General features: G+C 49.5%; 19 protein-coding genes and 1 tRNA gene. 11 read left to right on the plus strand and 9 right to left on the minus strand.

Translation table 11 applies throughout. The features are described 5' to 3' along the window. Positions 1–6 precede the first annotated feature (6 nt). Both BUB59_RS03905 and BUB59_RS03910 read left to right on the plus strand, forming a co-directional pair. Complete coding sequence (locus tag BUB59_RS03905; RefSeq protein WP_083540166.1) at positions 7–321, plus strand: killer suppression protein HigA; 315 nt, start codon at positions 7–9, stop codon at positions 319–321. Positions 322–332: 11 nt separating this feature from the next. Next, a complete protein-coding gene (locus BUB59_RS03910; protein ID WP_073225811.1) occupies positions 333–1,340 on the plus strand; it encodes a HigA family addiction module antitoxin in 1,008 nt (335 codons plus the stop codon). Here BUB59_RS03910 and BUB59_RS03915 read toward each other — a convergent pair. Continuing rightward, on the minus strand, positions 1,330–2,238 hold the full coding sequence (locus BUB59_RS03915) for an HAD family hydrolase (protein WP_073225813.1): 909 nt from the start codon (positions 2,236–2,238) through the stop codon (positions 1,330–1,332). The two genes, BUB59_RS03910 and BUB59_RS03915, sit on opposite strands and share 11 nt — an antisense overlap. Before the next feature lie 36 nt (positions 2,239–2,274). On the opposite strand from BUB59_RS03915, the gene BUB59_RS03920 reads away from it, so the two are divergent. Together BUB59_RS03920 and BUB59_RS03925 are read left to right on the plus strand one after the other, a co-directional pair. Next, positions 2,275–2,994 (plus strand): hypothetical protein, encoded by a 720-nt coding sequence (locus tag BUB59_RS03920; RefSeq protein WP_073225815.1) that lies wholly within the window; start codon positions 2,275–2,277, stop codon positions 2,992–2,994. Positions 2,995–3,082: 88 nt separating this feature from the next. Next, positions 3,083–3,156: transfer RNA gene (locus BUB59_RS03925), tRNA-Pro, on the plus strand. 189 nt (positions 3,157–3,345) lie between these two features. Here the strand turns inward: BUB59_RS03925 and BUB59_RS03930 are convergent. Together BUB59_RS03930 and BUB59_RS03935 are read right to left on the minus strand one after the other, a co-directional pair. Beyond that, positions 3,346–5,055 (minus strand): sensor domain-containing diguanylate cyclase, encoded by a 1,710-nt coding sequence (locus BUB59_RS03930; RefSeq protein ID WP_234979924.1) that lies wholly within the window; start codon positions 5,053–5,055, stop codon positions 3,346–3,348. Between the two features lie 77 nt (positions 5,056–5,132). After that, positions 5,133–6,647 carry an extracellular solute-binding protein gene (locus BUB59_RS03935; RefSeq protein WP_073225818.1) on the minus strand — a complete coding sequence of 505 codons (1,515 nt, stop codon included), beginning with the start codon at positions 6,645–6,647 and terminating at the stop codon, positions 5,133–5,135. 275 nt (positions 6,648–6,922) lie between these two features. Here BUB59_RS03935 and BUB59_RS03940 point away from each other — a divergent pair, with 275 nt between their 5' ends. Then, a complete protein-coding gene (locus BUB59_RS03940; protein ID WP_073225820.1) occupies positions 6,923–7,360 on the plus strand; it encodes a DUF3332 family protein in 438 nt (145 codons plus the stop codon). Between the two features lie 404 nt (positions 7,361–7,764). Here the strand turns inward: BUB59_RS03940 and BUB59_RS03945 are convergent, their stop codons facing one another. Beyond that, on the minus strand, positions 7,765–8,937 hold the full coding sequence (locus BUB59_RS03945; protein WP_073225822.1) for a sugar transferase: 1,173 nt from the start codon (positions 8,935–8,937) through the stop codon (positions 7,765–7,767). A gap of 220 nt (positions 8,938–9,157) precedes the next feature. Here BUB59_RS03945 and BUB59_RS03950 point away from each other — a divergent pair, with 220 nt between their 5' ends. The 6 genes from BUB59_RS03950 (at position 9,158) to BUB59_RS03975 (ending at position 15,752) form a co-directional block, all read left to right on the plus strand. After that, complete coding sequence (locus BUB59_RS03950) at positions 9,158–10,447, plus strand: homoserine dehydrogenase (RefSeq protein ID WP_073225825.1); 1,290 nt, start codon at positions 9,158–9,160, stop codon at positions 10,445–10,447. 59 nt (positions 10,448–10,506) lie between these two features. Further along, complete coding sequence (locus BUB59_RS03955; RefSeq protein WP_073225828.1) at positions 10,507–11,958, plus strand: sugar transferase; 1,452 nt, start codon at positions 10,507–10,509, stop codon at positions 11,956–11,958. Positions 11,959–12,022: 64 nt separating this feature from the next. Beyond that, on the plus strand, positions 12,023–12,886 hold the full coding sequence (nadC, locus tag BUB59_RS03960; protein WP_073225831.1) for a carboxylating nicotinate-nucleotide diphosphorylase: 864 nt from the start codon (positions 12,023–12,025) through the stop codon (positions 12,884–12,886). 23 nt (positions 12,887–12,909) lie between these two features. Beyond that, positions 12,910–13,731: a type III pantothenate kinase gene (locus BUB59_RS03965; RefSeq protein WP_073225833.1), complete on the plus strand. Its 822-nt coding sequence runs from the start codon at positions 12,910–12,912 to the stop codon at positions 13,729–13,731. 200 nt (positions 13,732–13,931) lie between these two features. Further along, positions 13,932–14,786 carry a GGDEF domain-containing protein gene (locus tag BUB59_RS03970; RefSeq protein ID WP_234979925.1) on the plus strand — a complete coding sequence of 285 codons (855 nt, stop codon included), beginning with the start codon at positions 13,932–13,934 and terminating at the stop codon, positions 14,784–14,786. A 33-nt stretch (positions 14,787–14,819) separates the two neighbouring features. Beyond that, on the plus strand, positions 14,820–15,752 hold the full coding sequence (locus BUB59_RS03975; protein ID WP_073225839.1) for a UDP-glucuronic acid decarboxylase family protein: 933 nt from the start codon (positions 14,820–14,822) through the stop codon (positions 15,750–15,752). A 40-nt stretch (positions 15,753–15,792) separates the two neighbouring features. Here the strand turns inward: BUB59_RS03975 and nth are convergent, their stop codons facing one another. From nth to BUB59_RS04000, 5 genes are read right to left on the minus strand one after another with little or no spacing between them, the layout of a single operon-like run. After that, the gene (gene nth / locus BUB59_RS03980) at positions 15,793–16,422 is read right to left on the minus strand and encodes an endonuclease III (RefSeq protein WP_073225842.1); all 630 of its coding nucleotides are present in this window, start codon (positions 16,420–16,422) and stop codon (positions 15,793–15,795) included. Next, entirely contained in the window at positions 16,419–17,204 is a 786-nt protein-coding gene (gene cysE, locus BUB59_RS03985) for a serine O-acetyltransferase (protein ID WP_073225845.1), read from the minus strand. The genes nth and cysE overlap by 4 nt, the downstream gene beginning before the upstream one ends. Next, entirely contained in the window at positions 17,201–17,701 is a 501-nt protein-coding gene (locus BUB59_RS03990) for a hypothetical protein (protein ID WP_073225847.1), read from the minus strand. Before BUB59_RS03990 ends, cysE begins: the two co-directional genes overlap by 4 nt. Positions 17,702–17,725: 24 nt before the next feature. After that, positions 17,726–18,250: a hypoxanthine phosphoribosyltransferase gene (hpt, locus tag BUB59_RS03995; RefSeq protein ID WP_073225850.1), complete on the minus strand. Its 525-nt coding sequence runs from the start codon at positions 18,248–18,250 to the stop codon at positions 17,726–17,728. Then, the gene (locus BUB59_RS04000) at positions 18,251–20,683 is read right to left on the minus strand and encodes a DUF3536 domain-containing protein (protein ID WP_073225853.1); all 2,433 of its coding nucleotides are present in this window, start codon (positions 20,681–20,683) and stop codon (positions 18,251–18,253) included. Positions 20,684–20,689: the final 6 nt, after the last annotated feature.

The raw sequence follows: 20,689 nt of genomic DNA on the forward strand, positions 1-20,689 counted from the left end.
GGTTTCTTGAAAATTTTGTTTGCCGATAGAGAATTGGAATTGTGTGCAACCAGCAAGTCTGTGGCGTTGAAAACCATGGGTAAGGTAAGGGCGAATCTATACCTTAAAAGAATTAGAACGATGATGTCTGTTGATAACTTTGAACAGTTGAAATGCTATTCAGGCAACTTTCATGAATTGGTTGGAAATCGCAAGGGTCAATGGGCCTGCAATTTGGATCAACCTTATCGTTTGGTTTCAAAAGGTGCAGAACCAAATGAAACGGTTCTTTGGAAAAATGTATCTGAGGCTACTGTTCTTGAAATTGTGGATTACCATTAGGGAGGCGTTTTATGACTGAGGAAAAAGAATTGGAAATTTGGGGTGTTGTTTCCCCTGGTGATATCCTTGAGGAAAAGCTTGAAGAAATGGGGATGGATGTCAATGAATTCGCTCAACGAATAGGATACACGCCCAAAACGGTAAATGAACTTCTTAAGGGAAAGTGTCGTGTTACAACGGAAGTCGCTTTGAATCTTGAGTACGTAACGGAAATTCCTGCTAGTAATTGGCTGAATATGCAGCGGTATTACGAAGAAGATCTTATGCGAAAAAAGATGCGTGAGTCCCTCAACAGCAAGCCTTTGTGGCGTAAGGATTTTCCGTTGCCGGAACTTGCTCCCCGCAACTGGATCAATGACCTTGATAACAAGGAAGATAACGTCTCTCCCATATTGCGATTCTTTAAGGTTTCATCACCGAAGGCTTGGATGGATTATTATCTCAGTGCCGACCTTAAGGTTGCGTTTCGAATTTCCCTTGCGGAGGCGCAGGATCCGTATGCAGCTTCGGTATGGCTTCGTCGCGGTGAAATTCTTGCGGAGGCGATTCCTATGGAAAAGCAGAACGACAAGAAGATTCGTTCTGCACTCAAGAAAGCGTTGCCGCAATTTATTGAGTTGGCGAAAAAGTATGGCGATCAATCTACCCAAGGTGCACCTGGCGAAATTGACGAAGGTATGCAGAAACTTCACGAGTTTGGCCTGACTTTAGGCGTGAAAATTCTCTATGTCCAGAATTTCAAGAGCGCGCCTATTCACGGCATGGCCCGCTGGTACCGCGATATTCCCATTATCCAGATTCATGACCGCTTCGAAGACCGTAGGGCTTTCTGGTACACTTTCTTCCATGAGTTGTCCCACATTATTCTTCACGGGAAAAAGGACATCTTCATCAAGAATGTGTATCACGGCAACAAGAATCCGCAAAAAGAAGAAGAGGCGGACCTCTTCGCGCAAAAATGCATGGTGGATGCCGGCCTTGAAATGGATGCAAAACTGCGAAAGTTTGTCAGCGTGTAAGCAAATCCTTGATATGCCCGATGGTGTATTTGGGTTCCAAGGGTAGCAGATTTTCGGGGCGGCCGAAACCTTCTAGGCAGATGATGCTGTCGATGCCTGCGTTCTTGGCGGCCATGACGTCGGGAGTGTCGTCGCCAATCATGACAGCTTTTTCGGGGGCTACGCCCAGTTTTTCCAAAATCGCGTAAATGCCGCCGGGGCCGGGCTTGCGTTCCGGTGTGGTATCACCGCAAAGGTACGTGACGATTTTGTTTACGCGGTGCTCACTCGGAATAACAGCGGCAGAGTTGTCCGTACAAACCGAGTCGTATTCGCCTGCGGCGTCCCCGCTGTTAATTAACCCGAACTTTTTCAGGATTTTCTTTGCCGGTGCCACAGGCTTGTTAGTGAGCATGGCGGCGATTTTCTTGCCTTCGCCGCGGCTTTCGCTGCCACAAATCCAGTCGATGAATTCCAGTACCCCTGCGTAAGGTTCTGTTTCGATGGTGCAGTGGTCCCAGTAGTATGCGGAGTAAACTTTCAGAACTTCGTCGATTTTTGCTTCGTCGAAGCCTGCTCTACCTAAAATCGCGTCGACAGCTTCCTTGTCGCGGACATCCAGATGGTCTGCGTCGCTCTTGCTTGCATCTGGCTCACCGGCGGTCTTGCCTGCGCTGAACATTATGCCCGAGGCCACGGACCTTTTAATCAAATTTCTTGACCCGTTCCCGATGCAGCTGCGCACGTTCTCTTTTGAAATTTCAGGAATGCCGAAATGCCTTAACGCAAAATTCACAGCCGGGGCCAAATCCCCCAGGCTATTGAACATGGTCCCGTCCAAGTCAAAAATGAACAGTTCCTTGGTGGCGATCAAATCCTGGATCTTTTCGCTAGACGTTGTTTCGACAATGTTTTTCATGGACCGCAAAGATAGAAAAATTGTATATTTCGTCCCATGAAAAAGACTTTGACTGCATTTGCATTTATGGCTGCCACGGCAGCTTTCGCTATTGAACCGGTGGTATTCACTCCTGCTGTTTATCAGGTGGGCGAAGTGAACCAAGGTGACGTTAAGCATATTACACTGAAGGGTGCCAACGTTTCCGGCAAGGATATCAAGCTGGAAACGGTAATGTGTCAGGGCACGGGCTGCTCTAACTTTAAGTACCCCGCAGTTGTTGCAAACAAGAATGGAATGACCATCGAATTCGATATGGATTTTTCCGACAAGGAAGGTCCTGTAAGTTCCACCGTGGTTCTGGTGGGTGAAGATGGTAAGACTTATACCACCGCTTTTGAAAGTGTGGTGAAGGCACCCTTCTTCTTTAGCGATAAGATGTTTGACACCGGCTATTATACTCCTGGTGAATCTCGTGATTGGACGTTCTATGTCTGGGAAACCGACAAGAAGGCTCGTCCGGATCTGACCCTCGCAGAAGAAGCTATCAAGGACTTCTCCATCAAGACCAAGAACGTAAAGGTGAAGGTGGACCAGAACGGTAAGGTATCCGAAGGTGGCAAGATTCCCGCCCTCAAGATTACTCTGAAGACCAAGGGCCTCTCTCGCGAAGGCTGGGAACTGAAACAGCAGAGCATTCGCAAGATTGTAAGCTTCAAGAGCAAAAAATATCCCCAGGCAACCCCTGAAGTCTTGATTATTGGTTTCTGGAAGTAAAATCTGGAAAAAAATCAAGTTTTTTTGCGGTTTCGCCTTGCAAAAAATGGAATATTAACTAACTTTGGTCTACTCTTAAACGAGACCTCGGGATGTAGCTCAGCCTGGTAGAGCGCTTGAATGGGGTTCAAGAGGTCGCTGATTCGAATTCAGTCATCCCGATAAAAAGACTCGCAACGCAAGTTGCGAGTTTTTTTATATGCAGAGGGCGGGGCTGTTCCCCGCCCTCTGGACTCCCACCCCAGCTAGCTATTCGCTTCGCTCTTAGCTAGGAGTACTCGGGATGGACTCCCACCCCAGCTAACGATGCGCTTTGCTTATCGTTAGCGGTTCTCGGGATGTTTCTAGGGTTTATGCTTCGGGTTGGTTTTTATCGGCGCTTTTTTGAAGTTCGGCCAGCTCGATGGCGGCTGCTTCATAGTCGGCGTCTGTAACCCATTCGGGTTGCCATACAACCACTTGGTTACGTCCGGATTCCTTACCTTGATAGAGGGCCTTGTCTGCCATCTGGATACTGCGGTCTGCGCCCAGTCGATGGTCAAAGCGGGAAACACCCAAGGTAATGGTGATATTGATGGTATAATCGCCGTAATGGACTGTCATCATCTCGATCTTGCGGCGGAAGCGTTCTGCGACGATTGCTGCACCTTCCAGATCTGTTTCCGGGAGCAAGGTCAGGAATTCTTCACCACCATAGCGGGCGAATACATCATACTTGCGTAGTAAACCCCGAACGGTCTGTGCGACGGCCTTCAAAATCTCGTCACCGCAGGCATGGCCGTAGGTGTCATTAATAGCCTTGAAGTGGTCAATATCAATGAAGATGAAGCAGAATGGTTTGTTGGAACGCTGGGTTCTTCCAATTTCGTTCGCGATGGTCTCGTTCATTTCGCGACGGTTAGGCAGTCCTGTCAGTTCGTCTGTCTTGGAAATCATGTCCAGTCGACGGTTTGCTTCTTCCAATTCCTTGGTTCTTTCCTTGACTTCCTGTTCCAGCATATCACGATGGGAATTCAGTTCTTCAATCTGGCGCCTGATGGTTTCGTGCATCTGGTTGAAGGTTGCTGCCAGTCGGCCGATTTCGTCGTTACGCTTTCCCACCTTAATTTCTGCAATATCTAGTTCACCGTTAGTGATTCTGCTAATGTGATAGATTAAAGTGTTTAGGGGACGGCCCAGCAGTCGGTACATCCAGATGGCCATAATGGCGATGACTATCATGAATACAATCATGATGACAAGGCTGATTTGCTTGGTTGTAGCGGCCTGTGCGTCAATGTCGCTCTTGGGCTGGAAAAGGAACAATCCTAAGTCGTAATCCGGATTATACTCAAAATTGACCAGGTACTGTTTACCTGTGTAAGACGTGATGAATTCCGGCTTAGGAACGCTATAGGTCTTAATGTTTGGAATATTTATGCCGAGCTCGGAAATCTTGTGAGGCTTGGCGACCCACTTGTTTAAATCAGGATGGTACAGAATTTCGCCGTTGCCATTTACTGCTACCAGGATTTCGTGCTGGGAAGGCGTTGTAGATTCCAGTTTCTTCCAGATACGGCTTGCCGAGAAAACTGCAATTAGGTTTCCGTCACCGCCTTGAGCGCGGTTTGCAATATTGATACCTACGATGCGCTTGGGATAGGGGTCGGAATGATCTCTATACCAGGGGAAATTGTAGGCGTTGTGCGGCGTCAGTCGGGTAAAGTCCACTGGGTAGGTGTTTTCATTTTCCATTCCTACCATGGAGTTGTTGCAAATGAAGTTATTTGCCTTGTCGTAGACAGTTACCAGTTCGGACTTGTTGAACAAGTCTGATACGGAATAACTCTTTAAGTAGTTGGCGACGACAATGGGATCCATGCTCTGGATTTCAGAGGTTCGGGCAAGGAGCTTCAGGCGCTTGCCGAACTGGACCATTTCGTCATTAGCAAACAAAGCCTTTTGGGCAAGGAGATTTTTGCCATTGGAGAAAGCCCTCTCCACAATCTGGGTCATCTGCTTCTGTGTATAGATATACACGCCACAGAGGACTGCCAGCGTCATGGAAACCGTCAAAATCAAGATGCACTTTAGAATAATGCTTCTTGAAAATTTTACGCTATGGGATTCCTTCATAAGTTACCGTACAGACGTATAGTTTACTTCTTGCGCTTTCTTGCGAAGTTGATCAAGAAGCTCAGGATAACAATCGCGATAAAGACAAAGGGTGCTTTTTTCAGATTGTCTTCGACGACAGCCTTCTTGATATCGTTTTCGTCAATGGAGACGTTGCGGTTGATGTCCTTCTTTTCGGCGCTCCAGATTTCCTTGAATTCAGCCAGAGTCATGACGTCTGTGGCTTGATAGTTCAACCTTCTGTCGATTTCATGAGAGTACTGGGAGAACATTTCGTAAAGTTTGTCTACGGAGTAGAGGGACGGAATTTCCATGTGGTCCCAAACATTACTGAACATGTTCACCAGGAGCTGTTCCAGTTCACCCCATTCAGGGATGGATACGTAGGCGCGTCCGGTTTCCAGGGATTTTACAAGTTCCTTGTAGTCTTCGTCTTCAGACCAGGCTTCCAGCACCTTTTTGGAGGAAGGGAGTAGGCCAATCTGTTTTGTATAGGCGTCCAGGTTTTCGTCTTCGATCAGGAACAGAAGCAAATCCTTGGCTTCCGAGCGTTTGCAGCTAGAGGGAATGGCCAGGTTGCTTCCTCCGATAAAACTTACGGAACCGGTAGAACCGCGGGGGAAGGGGAGGACCATTACACTATCTTGACCCAGACGAGCTTCGGCGAGACCGCCCATGGCACCATCAAAGCGGGTCTGCATGACCACGTCAGTGGTGTTGACAATAAACGCTAACTCACCGTTGTTGAATCGCTGTGTTACCTGGGAAGTGTTCAACTGAAGAAAATCGGTTGATACCAGGCTGTCCAGGATGAACTTCAGGTAAGATTCGATTCCCTTCAAGGTGTTCTTACTCAGGATGTTGGAATGCCACTTTCCGGTGGAATCCTTTTCCAGGAAGGAACCTCCATTGCTCCAAACCCACGGGGCGAAGTTGTGGAGAATGTTCCAGTCGCTCTTGCCGGGGAAGGCGTATGCGTGAACCTTCAATCCGTCGTCCAGAGATTCATCGCTTGCGTTAATCTTTTTCAGAGCCTCTCTGAAACCTTCGTAAGTGGAAACGGATTCCTTAGTAAGGCCGTTCTTCTTGAAGATTCGCTTGTTTGCCAACAGCGGTCGTACGTCAATGAACCAGGGTACGGAATAGATTACCGTATCAGCATCAATATGGGTGGTGTTCCAGCTGACAGGGACAAATCGTTCGGGTTGAATATCCTTGAGCCATCCGTTTAAAGGCTTGATTTCCTTGCGGGATGCGAAATAGGGAATCCAGGTGGTGCCCAGCTGAAGCACATCGGGTGCGTCCAGCTTGCCATCCAAAGCTTGGGAAATTCTGCTCCAGGCCACACCCCAGTCCAACACTTCGACTTTGGTGGGGATTCCGGTTCTTTTTGTAAAAATCTCAAGACGCTGTTCCAGCTTTTCCTGCGGGGATGCCCCATTGGGCATAATCCATACGGTAAGCGGCTTAGGGGCTGCCAATGCAGCTGTGGCTGCAATGACGGCTGCTAGAGTCGTCTTTTTTAACAGATTAAACATAAAACTCCTTGATAGACTCTGCTAAATTACAATAAAAAAAGAAAAAACGTCATGAAATTAGTCAAAACAGGGCTTTTTTGGACCTTTTTTAAATGATTTTTATTCAATTGTGCACCATGTTCTCCCGTGAGATAAATCACGAAAAGCCTTCTGTTTTGGTCGGTTTTTGTGGGGTTTCGTAAAAAAGTTATGCATCAACTAGATTTTTCTTGCATTTTAGTTATATTTCCCCACGTCGTTAAGAAACGATAAACCTACCCTTAAGGAGTATCAAAATGAAAAAAGGTATCATTACCCTTCTCTGCGCCGGCATGGTTGTCCTGACCGGTTGCTATGGCAAGAACGCATGCTTCGAAAAGCTGCACCAGTGGAACGGCACCCTTGGTAACAAGTGGCTCAACTCCATCGTTCACTTCTTCCTGATGATCTTCGGTGTATATCCGATCTGCCTCGGCCTCATCGACGGTCTCGTTCTGAACACTGTTGAATTCTGGACTGGCTCCAATCCTCTCGCTGCTGGCGACTCCTACTTCGAAAAGGACGCTCAGGGCAACACCATCGCAGCTGTCAAGAATGCTGACGGTTCCATGACCGCAGAACTGACCACCGCTGCTGGCGAAAAGGCTGTCATCACTCTCCAGCGCGACGAAAACGTTGTCCGCGCTCTCGACGTTGAAGGCAACCTCGTTGCTCAGTACGAAATCGCTAAGTAATATTTGATTACTTACAAGATCTTGTAAAAGTGCCCCTGGCTTTAAGCCAGGGGTTCTTTTTTTATCCCCGCAAAACAAGTGCGTTCAGTACTTTTGAACAAACTTCCAATCCCGCTCTGTGTTCCCGAGCAGAGCATCTGCCTGTCATACGAAACCACCATCGACCGTGGCCGATGAGATATCCCCACGTTTGGGAAAGGAACCAGACGCCTCTTTCAAGTACGCTCTGTTCTCCCGAGCAGAGCATCGGCCTGTCGTATAGACTGCTCCATAGGATGTGGCCAACACCATATCCACACGTTTGGGAAAGGAAGGCCAGAAGCCTCTTTCAAGTACGCTCTGTTTTCTTGAATTAGTGTTGGCCTGTCGTATGGACTGCTCCATAGGATGTGGCCAACACGATATTAATACGCGCCTTCGCCCTTGAACACGACCTTAAAGGTCTTGAGAATCAGCTTGAAGTCGTCGCCCAGCTTGCCGTCACGACGGATGTAGTCGTTGTCCAAACGCATCTGACCTTCAAAGCTAATGTTACTGCGGCCACTGACCTGCCAGATACAGGTAAGACCGGGGGTCACAGACAGGCGCATGCGGTGCCACGGTTCATATTCCGCCACTTCGGATGGAATAGGAGGACGAGGACCTACAATGGACATGTCGCCCTTGATGACGTTGAAGAACTGGGGCAGTTCGTCCAGACTGAACTTACGCAGCACATGTCCGAACGGATAAATACGAGGGTCGTTCTTCATCTTGAAGGTCTTACCGCCCGTTTCGTTCTGAGCCATCAAAGCTTTCTTGCGTTCTTCGGCATCTGCGTACATACTGCGGAACTTGTACATGGTGAACAGCTTGCCATTGCGTCCCACACGAATCTGCTTAAAGATGATGGGGCCCTTGGGGTCGCTAATCTTCACTGCCAATGCGCAGAACAAAAGCAGGGGGGAGCAAAGGATTACGGCAACGCTTGTGCAGACCACGTCCACGATACGCTTGATCACATGGCGATAGCGAATCTTGTGAGGATGCTGCCAGATGTGGTCCAAGTTCAGACGCTGGAGACTGAAGAAGCTTCCGTTAGTGCTGTTGAATTCGTCCAGCTTGTCCTGCTGTTCCAGGGCGTCCTTTTCGGTGAGGCCGCTGTAGATGTAGGCCTGGAAAATGGGACGCTTGGGCTTGATTCGCAGGGACTGGATGAGACCTGCGTCGTTCAGCTTGTGGAGCATTTCCTTGCGGATGGCTTCAAGTTTGGACAGGTCGGAATTCAGGAGGATGATGCCGATACCGCTACCATCGTCCAGATATCCAAGTACGTCGATGAAACGCAGGTGGGAGAACATGGTCAGAAGACTGATTCGCCATGTCTTGCTAACGGTTTCGTCGTTACTGGCCCAGCCGAAGATATCGTACTGGTGGGAATAAATCTTGATGAACAGGAATGGCTTGCGGGTGCGGTTGGCTCGCAAAAATTCCTCGTTGAGCCTCGCCCTGAAAAGGCGGGCCGGATAGACAATATTCTTAAGCTTCTGCTCGTTGAGCAGGTTGTCGATAGCCGGATTTGAACTCACTTGTTCCATGTTCCCAAATTTAGAATAATGATGGTTTACAAATGGGGTGGATCCATAAAAAATGTGTCCTTTTTTAGTGATGTGAAATGTGTTTCTGCTCATTTTTTATAAAACACGTCCGGATTTCTGTTTTGTGCTGTAGAGAGGCGTTCTTTTGGGGCGGAACAAAAAGTACTAGCCTATTATTTTCTATGTTTTTTCCGTAAAAATTTTAATATGGAGACGCTATATGTTGCGTATTGGTCTTATTGGTACAGGTACCGTCGGTGGCGGTGTTATTCAGATTCTTGAACAGAAGATTGCCGAATACAAGGAAAAGCTCGGTGTTGAACTGGAACTCTCCTGCATTTGCGCAAAGTCTGATGAAGAAGTGGCTCCCTTCAAGGCTAAGGGTTACAAGACTTCCACTAACGCAGACGAAATGATTGCTTCTAACGATATCGACGTTCTGGTGGAACTTGCTGGTGGCTACAATATGCCTCGCAAGTGGATCCTGGCTGCTCTCGAAAGTGGCAAGCATGTGGTGACTGCAAACAAGGCTCTGTTGGCTAAGTATGGCCACGAAATCTTCCCCCTGGCTGCAAAGAAGGGCCTGCATGTCCTGTTCGAAGCTGCAGTGGGCGGTGGCATTCCTATTATCCGCAGTCTTCAGGAAGGTCTCCTGGGTTCTACCGTTGAAAACCTCAGCTGCATCATTAACGGTACCTGTAACTACATCCTGTCCCGTATGGCTGAAGAAGGCCTGGATTTCGATGTGGTTCTGAAGGACGCCCAGCGCCTCGGCTTTGCTGAAGCTGATCCCACCTTCGATATTGAAGGTATCGACTCCGCACACAAGACTGCACTTCTGGCTTCTCTCTGCAGTGGCCATCGCGTAGACTTCGAAAAGATTCATGTGACCGGTATTTCCAAGATTACCGCTCAGGATATTGCAATTGCCAAGGAACTTGGCTGCTGCATCAAGCTCTTGGGTATCTACCGTCGTGAAGGCGAACGTGTGGATGCTCGTGTCCATCCTTGCCTGGTTCCTCTGGAACATCAGCTGTCCAGCGTGAACCGCGTGCTGAACGCTGTTTACCTGCAGTGCGACAACCTGGGCGAAACTCTCCAGACTGGTGCTGGTGCTGGCCGTCTGCCCACCGCTTCCGCTGTTGTGGCTGACCTGGTATCCCTGGCTCGCTCCACTGATACTGGTTCTCGTAAGGCTCTGCCCCTGGGCTGGTTCAACGTTGAAAATTCTGCTACCCTGGTTCCTATTTCCGAAACCAGCGCTCGCTACTACCTCCGCTTCACCTCTCGTGATGCTTGCGGCGTTCTGGCAAAGATCACCAAGATCCTGGCAGACAATGGTATTTCCATCGAAACCATTATCCAGAAGAACGTAAAGGATCCGGGTAAGGTTTCCGTGGTGGTTATTACTGAAAATACCTTGGATAGCAAGGCTCAGAAGGCTGTGGATGCCATCGACGCCCTTGCTGAAATCGTTGAAAAGAGCCAGGTCATCCGTTTCTTGGCTTAATGAAATCCGGGTCGGGGTTTTGCCCGACCCATTTTTGAATTAATCGTATTGGTGTCGTTATGATTCGAGCTACCACATTGGAAAGAATACTCGTAATCCTGTCGGATTTCGTAATCTTGTCCATTTGCTTTGGCTTGGCGTTTTGGGTGCAGTTCCATAGTGGCTGGATTGTAGATAAGTACGATCCCAGCAAGATGTTCGTGGATTATTACCACATGGGACTTGTCCTGAATGTGGCCTGGCTTGTGCTGTTTACCTGCGCAGGTCTCTACCGCTCCTGGCTGTTGCAGTCTAGAACCCACCAGATCCTGCGAGTCATTCGTGCGGTGGTGATTGGTATTGTCCTGATTATTCTTTGCCTGTTCGGCGCTGAATTTATCGGGAAGGTCATGTCCAACGAACCGCTGAGTAGCGGCTACCTGTACGGATCCCGTTTCCCCTGGATTTTCATTTACGGTGGATTCGCATTGACTTTGGTGGCCGTTTTCCGCATGATCATTTACGGTTGCCTTCGCAGTCTTCTCCGTCATGGCTACGGTGCCAATAACATTCTGGTCCTTGGTGCTACGGATGCCGGTAAGAAAATTGCGGAAGATCTTGCCCGGACCCCCGAGCGAGGTCAGCGTGTCATTGGCTTTGTGGATGAACGTTACCAGGTGATGGACAAGGAATTTGCCGGTGTACCCGTGCTGGGTAAGTACTCTGACTTGCCTACCTTGATTAAGAAGCTTAAGGTCACCGGAATTATTATTGCCCATGACAGTACCTCTCCTCAGGAAATCATGCGAATCCTGGTGTGGATCTGCGAATGTCCTCTCCATATTTATTTGACTCCTGAACTTTATCCTGTGGTGAATGGCCAGTTCAAGGCTAACCTGGTGTACGGCTTTGAATTGCAGGAATTGTTGCCCTTTACCATGCCTCCTTGGCAAGTTCGAGTCAAGCGTGTTATTGACATTTTGTTTGGCGCCTTCCTGGGCATTTGCTCTCTGCCTGTTTGCTTGTTGACTGCAATTGCGATTAAGCTGGATGATCACGGTCCTGTTTTCTATTCTCAGGAACGTATCGGCCTGTATGGGAAACCGTTCTACGTGTACAAGTTCCGCACCATGCGTACGGATGCGGAAAAGTTCGGCGCCCAGTGGGCTACCAAGAATGACCCGCGAATCACTCGCATTGGTCGTTTCCTGCGTAAGACTCGTATTGATGAACTTCCCCAGATTCTTTGTGTGCTGAAGGGCGACATGAGCATGGTGGGCCCCCGCCCGGAACGTGCCGTGTTTATCGGTAAGCTTCGCGAACAGATTCCTTTCTACATTAGCCGTCTTAAAATGAAGCCGGGTCTTACGGGCTGGGCTCAGGTGTGCCATCATTACGATACCAGCACCGAAGACGTGAAGATCAAGCTTCAGTATGATATGTACTACTACGAGAACATGAGCCTCTTGTTGGATTTCCAGATTCTCGTTCGTACTGTTTATGTTGTTTTAACAGGAAAAGGCGCGCAATGAGTAATGAGCCCGGTTGAGGCTCGTAACTCATCACTCATAACTCATCACTAACCGAAGGTTATATATGTACGGTGATAATTCTACTCCGGTATTTCCTACAGAAGATGCTTTGACCATGATCCGCTTGGCTTTGGCCGAAGACGTTCGCACGGGCGACGTGACTAGCATGTGGACCATTCCTGCTGACCAGAAACAGCATGCACGTTTGATTGCCAAGGAAGATGGCGTTGTGGCTGGTCTTCCCTTTATTGAACTGGTCTTCAAGGAAATGAAGGCTAATGCCACCGTGACCCTCCATAAGAAGGATGGGGACGTGGTAAAGAAGGGTGACCTGATTGCCGAACTGGATGGCACTACTCATGAACTTCTGACCGGTGAACGTACCTTGCTGAACTTCATCCAGCAGCTCTCTGGCGTGGCTACCGTGGCCCACACATTCCAGGAAGCATTGAAGGGCGGAAAGACCAAGGTTCTGGATACCCGCAAGACTATTCCTGGTTTCCGTACTTTGCAGAAGTATGCTGTTCGCGTAGGCGGCGGCTCCAACCATCGCATGGGTCTCTTTGACATGGTGCTGGTGAAGGACAACCACATTGCTGCTGCAGGTGGCGTGCTGGAAGCTCTGGCTGTTGTGAAGAAGAACAACACCCAGAACCTGATGGTTGAAATGGAAGTGGAAACTTTCGACCAGCTCCGCGCACTTTTGAACAAGGGCGTGGACGTGATTATGTTGGACAACATGAGTAACGAAACCATGGCCGAAGCTCTTAAGATCATTAAGGAAAGTGGCGACAAGTGCCTGGTGGAAGGTTCCGGCAACATGACTCTGGAACGTGCCAAGGAAATTGCAACTCTCGGTCTGGACTTTATTTCCGTGGGAGCTCTCACTCACAGTGTGAAGGCTCTGGACATTTCCATGAGAATCTAGGCGCTCTGCGCAATTTGATGACGATGCAAGATTCTGTAACATTAGTTGTTGACGTTGGTAATACCCATACGGTGCTTGGTATCTTTAAGGGTACCAAGGTGGTGGATTACTGGCGCTTGACGACCCGCAAGGAAACCACCTCTGACGAAGTGATGAACAAGGTGGGTGGCCTTCTTGGTTTTTCCAAGATTAAAACGGAAGAAATTACCCATGTGGGTCTTTCTACGGTGGTGCCTGCTTTGGAACGCCCCTGGATCAAGGCTCTGGATTCTCTGCTGAAAAAGCGCGTGCAGGTGGTGAATTCCAAGAATTGCATGGGCTTGCAGATTAACTATTTGAACCCGTCTATGGCGGGTGCGGATCGTTTGTGTAACGTTCTTGCCATGCGTGAGGCGGGTTTCAAGAATGCGATTATCGTGGATATGGGGACTGCCACCACATTTGACGTCATGAAGGATGGCGCCTTTGCGGGTGGCGTGATTATTCCCGGTATTAACGCAAGCTTGGACGCCTTGACGGAGAAGGCAGCCCGACTGCTTCCGGTGACCATCGAATGGCCCGACGCAGTTGTTGCGGACAACACGGATGACGCCATTCGTGCAGGTCTTCTGTATGGTTTTCTTGCTCAGCTGGAATTCCTGATTGGAAAAATAAAGAAGGAAATTGGCTGCGACGATATGCCGGTTTATGCGACCGGCGGATGGGGAAAAACGATCGCTCGAAGAACATCTCTGATTGACAAGTATGATCCATTCCTGACGCTGCGAGGAATTCGCCTAGTGGCCCTGAACGGGGACGCGACGAATATCAATAGCGAGGAATCGCGAGACACCGAGGAAGAATAAGTTTTCTCAAGTAAGAAGGAGAAATATAGGTGCAGAAAAATCTTTTAAGGAATCTGTCGGAACATAGGACCGTAATCTTTCTGATGATGTGTCTTTGTGTTCATGTATTCAATATCTTTTTCTTCGGGAAAATAGGGCTGTTCCCTCTTGCGGTTCTTAATGGCGTCAGTTCTTGCCTGTATGTAATTTTCATCCTGTTCATGAGGAAAAGCGAAAATCTCAGGATTTCCTTCGCCTACTTCGAAATTATCATTTTCTCAGCTCTTAGTGAATTGACTTCTGGTGGTCACTTTGGTTACTTGAACTTTGTCATCGGAATGGTGGCTGTCATATTCTTCCTACTCCCCTCCGAAAATAGGAAGAAATATGTGTACCAGTTTATTGGGGCTATCTGCGCGGTGGCCATTAGTCAGATCTCCATTTACAATTTTTCGTTCCATCCGGAGTTGATGGATACGGTTCTTGAATACAAGTCTCTTGTAAATAGCATCAATCTCGTTATTACTCTGTTTACCCTTTTCTACCTGTCTAATCTTTATCTGGTTGAACTTCGTACTACTAGGGAAAAGCTGGACTACACCAGCAATCACGACATGCTGACAGGCCTTTACAATCGTCGTTTCTTTGAAGGCATCATGAAGCGTAGCAAGGAAGAAAAGGAACGTTCCTTCTCCGTGGCCATGCTGGACGTGGATGACTTCAAGAAGATTAACGACACCTACGGACACGAAACGGGTGACAGGGTCCTGTCTGCCGTCAGTAAGTGTATTGAATCCTGTCTGCCGTCCAATGCAGTGGCGGTCCGCTGGGGTGGTGAAGAATTCGTGCTTTACTTGCCCCAGGTGGATAATGCCCATGCTTTGGATGTTCTGGGAAATTTCCGTGCCAAGCTTTCAGAACAGGCAATCTACCATAAGGAGACGAGAGTTTCTATTACGGTGACCATCGGCCTTTGCACTGGTGACGATATCACGGAATATGAGGAATATATCCGCCAGGCCGACGAAAAGCTGTACTGGGGCAAGAAGCACGGCAAGAACCAGATTGTGAAATAAACTATATTATGCCCAATATCATTGGAGCATAATATGCGTTGTTTAGTTACTGGTGGTGCGGGGTTTTTAGGAAGTCATCTTTGTGAACGTCTCCTGAATGATGGTCATGAAGTCATCTGTCTGGATAACTACTTCACGGGCCGTATGGCTAACGTGGCTCACCTCCGTGACAACAAGAGCTTTGAACTGATCCGTCACGATGTAACGGAACCGATTCTTCTGGAAGTGGATCGCATTTTCAACCTGGCTTGTCCTGCAAGTCCTGTGCATTACCAGTTCAATCCGGTGAAGACCATCAAGACCAGCGTCATGGGCGCCATCAATATGTTGGGCATGGCCAAGCGCGTGAAGGCTCGCATTCTCCAGGCTAGTACCAGCGAGGTTTACGGCGATCCTGCAATTCACCCGCAGACTGAAGACTACTGGGGAAACGTGAATCCCATCGGAATCCGTAGCTGCTACGACGAAGGAAAGCGCGTGGCTGAAACTCTGTTTATGGATTACCATCGCCAGAACAAGGTGGACATCCGCATCGTCCGTATTTTCAATACTTACGGCCCTCGCATGTTGCCTAACGATGGCCGCGTGGTCTCTAACTTTATCGTGCAGGCTTTGAAGGGCGAAGACATTACCATCTATGGCGATGGCTCCCAGACTCGCAGCTTCTGTTATGTGGACGACCTGATTGAAGGCTTTGTTCGCATGATGAACCAGGACAAGATTATTGGCCCTGTGAACATCGGCAATCCCGGCGAATTTACCATGCTGGAACTTGCAAAGGAAGTACTGGACTTGACCGGCTCCAAGAGCAAGATTATTTATCAGCCCCTGCCCGGTGACGACCCCAAGATGCGTAAGCCCAATATCGATTTGGCGAAGAGCGCCTTGGGCTGGGAACCTACCATTCCTTTGCGCAAGGGTCTTGAAAAGACCATCTGCTACTTTGATGAGTTGCTGAAGGGATAATAAGCTAGAGTTTATAAATAAAGCGGGCAGAAATGCTCGCTTATTTTGTTTTGCAACCGATGACGCTACAGATGGGGCATTGGTCCACCTTATGTCCCATGGCCTTGCAGTAGGTGCGGCCAAACAGAATGATCTGGAGATGTTTTAATTCCCAGGTTTCGGGCGGAAAAGATTTTTTCAAGTCGGCTTCCGTACGTTCTACGGTGCTTCCATCGGAAAGTCCCCAGCGGGCTGCCAGACGGTGGATGTGTGTATCCACAGGGAAGGCGGGAACTTTGAAGGCGTGAATCATCATGACGCTTGCTGTCTTGTGCCCAACGCCGGGCAACGCCTCCAGATCTTCGAAAGTGCGGGGAACTTCACCGCCGTACTTTTCCACCAGGATCTGGGACAGCTTGAAAATGTTTTTGCTTTTATTCTGGTAGAGACCGCATGTCTTGATATATTCGGCGATGCCTTCAACGCCTAGCTTTACCATCTTGGCGGGAGTGTCTGCTACCTTATAGAGTTCTGCGGTTACAAGATTGACGCGGGCATCTGTACATTGGGCGCTAAGGACGACTGCCACAAGGAGCGTGTACGGATCGCGGTAATCCAGAGGAATAGGCGGGTCGGGGAACAACTCGTCTAACTTCTGGTTGATGAACGCGATTTTTTCTTTCTTGGTCATGCGTCGCGGGTGAAGTCCTGCTCCATGTTGAAGCTGGGCATTTCATCGTGAGGACGTCCTACCTGAACTGCGGGTACACCTGCGTAAGTCGTATGGCTAGGAACGTCCGTAACGACGACGGCGCCTGCGCCGATCTTGGCACCATCACCAATGTGAATGTTGCCAAGAAGCTGGGCGTGCGCGCCCAGCATTACGCCGTTACCCACCTTCGGGTGACGATCGCCAACTTCATTACCGGTGCCGCCCAAAGTAACACCGTGCAGGAAGGAAACGTTGTTCCCTACAGTAGCGGTTTCGCCAATGACAATGTTGGTGGCATGGTCTACCAGGATGCCGTAACCGATGGTGGCTGCGGGATGGATGTCCATACCGAACTTGCGACTAATGATGCTCTGTAACATCTTGGCGGGGAAGGTGCGGTCTTCGCTCCACAGGATGTGTGCTGCACGGAATGCCTGAAGTCCCTGGAAACCCTTAAAGAACAAAAGCGGTTCCAGATAGCTGGTACAGGCGGGGTCACGGAGAACCGTTGCGTGCAAGTCCTTGGCTGCACTCATCAGAAGCTCCGGGTACTTCTCGTACAAATTACCGAACATCTTTTCCAGCTCGGCTCTATCAATGACTTCCCCAGCCAGCTGGCAGGAGAGGGTTACGCCAAGCATTTCAGCAAAACTCTTACGACATAGAATCTGCTCGTTCAGCATCAGCACAGAAAGAGGTTCTTTCTGTACAAGAACTTCAGCTTCTTCACGGATGGATTTTTCTATGTCGAGAATATTCATTTCTTTTCCTTAACAGGTTCTTCTTCTTCCAGGGTGGGAATCACCTTGTTTTCCTGGCAGAGATTTTCTTCACGAATCTTGAAGGAGAAGTCCACCAGGTTGTTTTCGAACATCTTCTGGTAGGGCTTCTTTTTCTGTACGCCCTCCAGGGCGCAGGTGCAGTAGTTAATGCGCTGGACCAGTTCCGTCTGGTTACGGGGAGCCTTCTGGCCTGCGAACACGCATTCATGCATGATGGCGTATTCCATGGCGCGGTCGTAACGGTACTTGCACTTGTTGGGAAGGTCCGGCTGGGCGGCAATCTTTTCGATGGTGCCCAAAGCGGGAATGTCGTTCATCAACTTGCAGGTAACGTAACCTCCGATGAAGAAGAATAAACCACCAGCAAGTATGATGAGGGCGCGCTTGCCACGTCCAATCTTGTTGAAGCTACGGCCCACGGCCTCGAAGGTTTGGGTCGCGTGGAACTTGACTTCATCTAAATCGTTATTTGCCATATCTTTCAACCAAGCAAATGAGGGTTAGACTTCTTCCAAAGTCCAGACTTCGGGTAAGGTTCTGTAGTCTTCGTCAAAATCCAGTCCGTAGCCCACTACGAATTCGTTTGCAATTTCAAAGCCAACGTAATCGGCGTGGAAATCTACGGAACGGCGTTCTTCCTTGTTCATGAGAACGCAGGTACGAATGTCTGTGGCACCAGCTTCCTTCAACATGGAAACCAGGGTGCTCATGGTACGACCTGTATCCAGGATGTCGTCCACGATCAAGACCCGCTTGCCCTTGAGGTCCAACTTTTCAAGGCCAGTCACTTTCAGCTTGCCGCTAGATTCCATGCCGGAACCATAGCTGGAAGCCTTGATGAAGGCGATGCGATGCTTGAAGTTTGCCATGGCACGGCACAAGTCCGTGGTAAACATGAAGGCGCCAGTGAGGGCGGACAGGATTACGTCAAACTCAAAAGTGGAGTTGATTTCCGTAGCCAGATCCTTGACGCGAGTCTGGATCTGCTTTGCGGAAATCATGGGCTTTGCGGACATCTTGTACATTTAGACCTCGTAGTTGAGCCAGCTGAACATGGGCTTCAGTGCGGCAAGCTTGCCATCCGGATTCTTCTTGTATTCCTTGAAGAAGGGGAATACCTTGTTTTCCAGACTTGTCTTGTCGATGCCCAGGTGGAGCCAGTCTGCGACGGTAATGAGACCGGTAATATGGTTCACGGACTTCTTGTCCAGCTTGTTGGAAACGGAGTCAATCAGTTCTACAAGCTTTGCGTAGAACATACGGCCCGTGCCGCCGAAGGAGAAGTGAGTGTTCAGTGCGCTTGCTTCGTCCACCAGGTCCTTGATTTCGTCGAAGACCTTCTTGTTGTCTTCTTCCATATAGGACAGGGCCAGATGGTGTATCTTGGAGTTGATTTCCAGAGACAAAATCTTACGCATGGTATCCGGCAGGGTATGGTCGGGGTCGGCCAGACTGTCGATGGACAGACCATGGGACAGAGCGAAACTACTGTAGGATTCGGTCAGACCAGTGAGATACTTGCGGGTGGAAATCTGGTTGATACGCTTCAGGGAATCGCTCATGAGGTTACGCATACGAACCACGTAGGAAGTGGGGTACAGTTCCTGCAGCTCGTTGGTGCTCATGTTGGGATCGTCGGCGAACTTCAGACCGTTCTGTTCGTTTTCGCCATCGGCGACGACTAGATTGATACGACCCAGCTGGTCGGTAATAGCAAGTACGGTAGAAACACGGGAGTCGCCCACCAGCTTGTCGTTGAACTCGGCGCGGACCAGAGTCTGGCGGCGGCGGGAAGCGATCTTGGTTGCGGTAATGCGAGCGTCCTTGTTGTCGTAACCGTCTTCCAGACCCAGGTGGAAGATGGCTGCACGTTCTGCCATTTCCTTTACGACCACAGGAACCTGTTCCTCGGCGTAGCGGGTAAAGACTTCGGCGCCGTTCCACTTGTGTTCGTTACTGGTAGCACGAGCAAGAATGCTGATGAATTCGTTACGGATGTGGTGACCGTAGGGCAGGAAGCGTTCCAGCAGTTCCATGGCACGCAGGGCATAACGCATGTTCTGCACCGGTTCCAGACCTTCAATATCGTTGAAGAACCAGCCGCAGCTAGTGAAACTAAACAGGCAGAACTTCTGGATTTCCAACAGACGGATCGCGCGGGCGCGCTGAGCTTCGTCAGAAGGATTCTTGATGGTGGCCTTCAGGAAGGCGTCCACGCGGGACTTGTCTTCGGGAGCTACCAGGGTCTGAACATAGTTGTTACGTGCATCCCAGGGGTTCACATCGGAAATCTTTTCGAACTCACGGACGAATACGTCATCAGCAAGTTCCTTCAGGTGGTTAAAGGCATCGCGGAGAGGTCCACGCCACTTCTGGTTCCAATCGGGGCCGCCGCCAGTGCAGCAACCGCAATCGCGATACCAGCGGCCAACGCCATGAGCACAGCTCCAGGCGCAACCTTCGCCGTAGAAGTTCTTCAGGAGAACTTCATTTTCGGGCGGGAACTTTTCCAGGAACCAACCGTAGTTCACCGGTTCCATGTTGTTTTCCGGTGCGTAGTGGTTGTACAGCCAGGCGGCGCACATGTCGCCAAAGGGCTCATGGTGACCGTAGGATTCACCGTCGGTACCAATGCTTACCAGCTGGGGTTCTTCACGGTTTTCGTCCCAGGCGCTCTTGATCTTGTTGCCGAAGGTGCCTGCGTCACGGAGCAGGTGTTCAAAGCCAACGGCAGAAGAAAGCCAGGGGTTGTAGAAGAATACGTCCAGATAGCCATCGCATACCAGGTTGCCTTCCTTATCGCGGGGGTAGATGCGGTAGGGACGAGTGGTGTCAATATCGGTATTGCTGCAACCGGTCCATTCGCCTTCCTTGGGGGTTCCATCTGCTGCCAAAGCGCGGAAGGAATCTGCCTGAGTGGGGGAGAGAATGGTGAACTTGATGCCTGCCTTAATGAGGGCAACTACCGTTTCGAAATTGATGGCAGTTTCGGCAAGCCACATGGCTTCGGGCATACGACCGAAATGGAATTTAAAGTCCTGAATGCCCCATTCAATCTGAGTCTTCTTGTCCTGTTCGGAAGCAAGAGGCATAATGATGTGGTTGTACACCTGGGCGATGGCGTTGCCGTGGCCGAGGCGTTCAATGCTACGCTTGTCGGCTTCCTGAATACGCTTGTAGGTATCGGGAGTGTTGGTACGGATCCAGCCCATGAGAGTGGGACCCATGTTGAAACTCATGAAATCGTAGTTGTTGACGATATCTACGATGCGGCCGTTGGGGGAAAGAATACGGCTTGCGGAGTTAGGGCTATAGCACTGGCTTGCAATGCGGTCGTTCCAGTCGTGGAACGGACGGGCGCTGGGCTGGTTTTCAATGACACCGGTCCAGGGGTTTTCACGAGGCGGCTGATAGAAGTGGCCGTGAATTGTAAAATACAGAGGATGTTTTTTAGTCATAACTAC

It is taken from the genome of Fibrobacter sp. UWEL, assembly GCF_900142535.1.
Classification (GTDB): domain Bacteria; phylum Fibrobacterota; class Fibrobacteria; order Fibrobacterales; family Fibrobacteraceae; genus Fibrobacter.

Bases quoted from the DNA above. Each gene is read 5' to 3' on its own strand.
- nadC (WP_073225831.1), top strand. From the start codon at position 12,023: ATGTACGGTGATAATTCTACTCCGGTATTTCCTACAGAAGATGCTTTG.
- BUB59_RS03990 (WP_073225847.1), bottom strand. From the start codon at position 17,701: ATGGCAAATAACGATTTAGATGAAGTCAAGTTCCACGCGACCCAAACC.
- BUB59_RS04000 (WP_073225853.1), bottom strand. From the start codon at position 20,683: ATGACTAAAAAACATCCTCTGTATTTTACAATTCACGGCCACTTCTAT.
- nth (WP_073225842.1), bottom strand. From the start codon at position 16,422: ATGACCAAGAAAGAAAAAATCGCGTTCATCAACCAGAAGTTAGACGAG.
- BUB59_RS03935 (WP_073225818.1), bottom strand. From the start codon at position 6,647: ATGTTTAATCTGTTAAAAAAGACGACTCTAGCAGCCGTCATTGCAGCC.
- BUB59_RS03910 (WP_073225811.1), top strand. From the start codon at position 333: ATGACTGAGGAAAAAGAATTGGAAATTTGGGGTGTTGTTTCCCCTGGT.
- BUB59_RS03970 (WP_234979925.1), top strand. From the start codon at position 13,932: ATGAGGAAAAGCGAAAATCTCAGGATTTCCTTCGCCTACTTCGAAATT.
- BUB59_RS03940 (WP_073225820.1), top strand. From the start codon at position 6,923: ATGAAAAAAGGTATCATTACCCTTCTCTGCGCCGGCATGGTTGTCCTG.
- hpt (WP_073225850.1), bottom strand. From the start codon at position 18,250: ATGTACAAGATGTCCGCAAAGCCCATGATTTCCGCAAAGCAGATCCAG.
- BUB59_RS03950 (WP_073225825.1), top strand. From the start codon at position 9,158: ATGTTGCGTATTGGTCTTATTGGTACAGGTACCGTCGGTGGCGGTGTT.
- BUB59_RS03920 (WP_073225815.1), top strand. From the start codon at position 2,275: ATGAAAAAGACTTTGACTGCATTTGCATTTATGGCTGCCACGGCAGCT.
- cysE (WP_073225845.1), bottom strand. From the start codon at position 17,204: ATGAATATTCTCGACATAGAAAAATCCATCCGTGAAGAAGCTGAAGTT.
- BUB59_RS03955 (WP_073225828.1), top strand. From the start codon at position 10,507: ATGATTCGAGCTACCACATTGGAAAGAATACTCGTAATCCTGTCGGAT.
- BUB59_RS03975 (WP_073225839.1), top strand. From the start codon at position 14,820: ATGCGTTGTTTAGTTACTGGTGGTGCGGGGTTTTTAGGAAGTCATCTT.
- BUB59_RS03945 (WP_073225822.1), bottom strand. From the start codon at position 8,937: ATGGAACAAGTGAGTTCAAATCCGGCTATCGACAACCTGCTCAACGAG.
- BUB59_RS03965 (WP_073225833.1), top strand. From the start codon at position 12,910: ATGCAAGATTCTGTAACATTAGTTGTTGACGTTGGTAATACCCATACG.
- BUB59_RS03915 (WP_073225813.1), bottom strand. From the start codon at position 2,238: ATGAAAAACATTGTCGAAACAACGTCTAGCGAAAAGATCCAGGATTTG.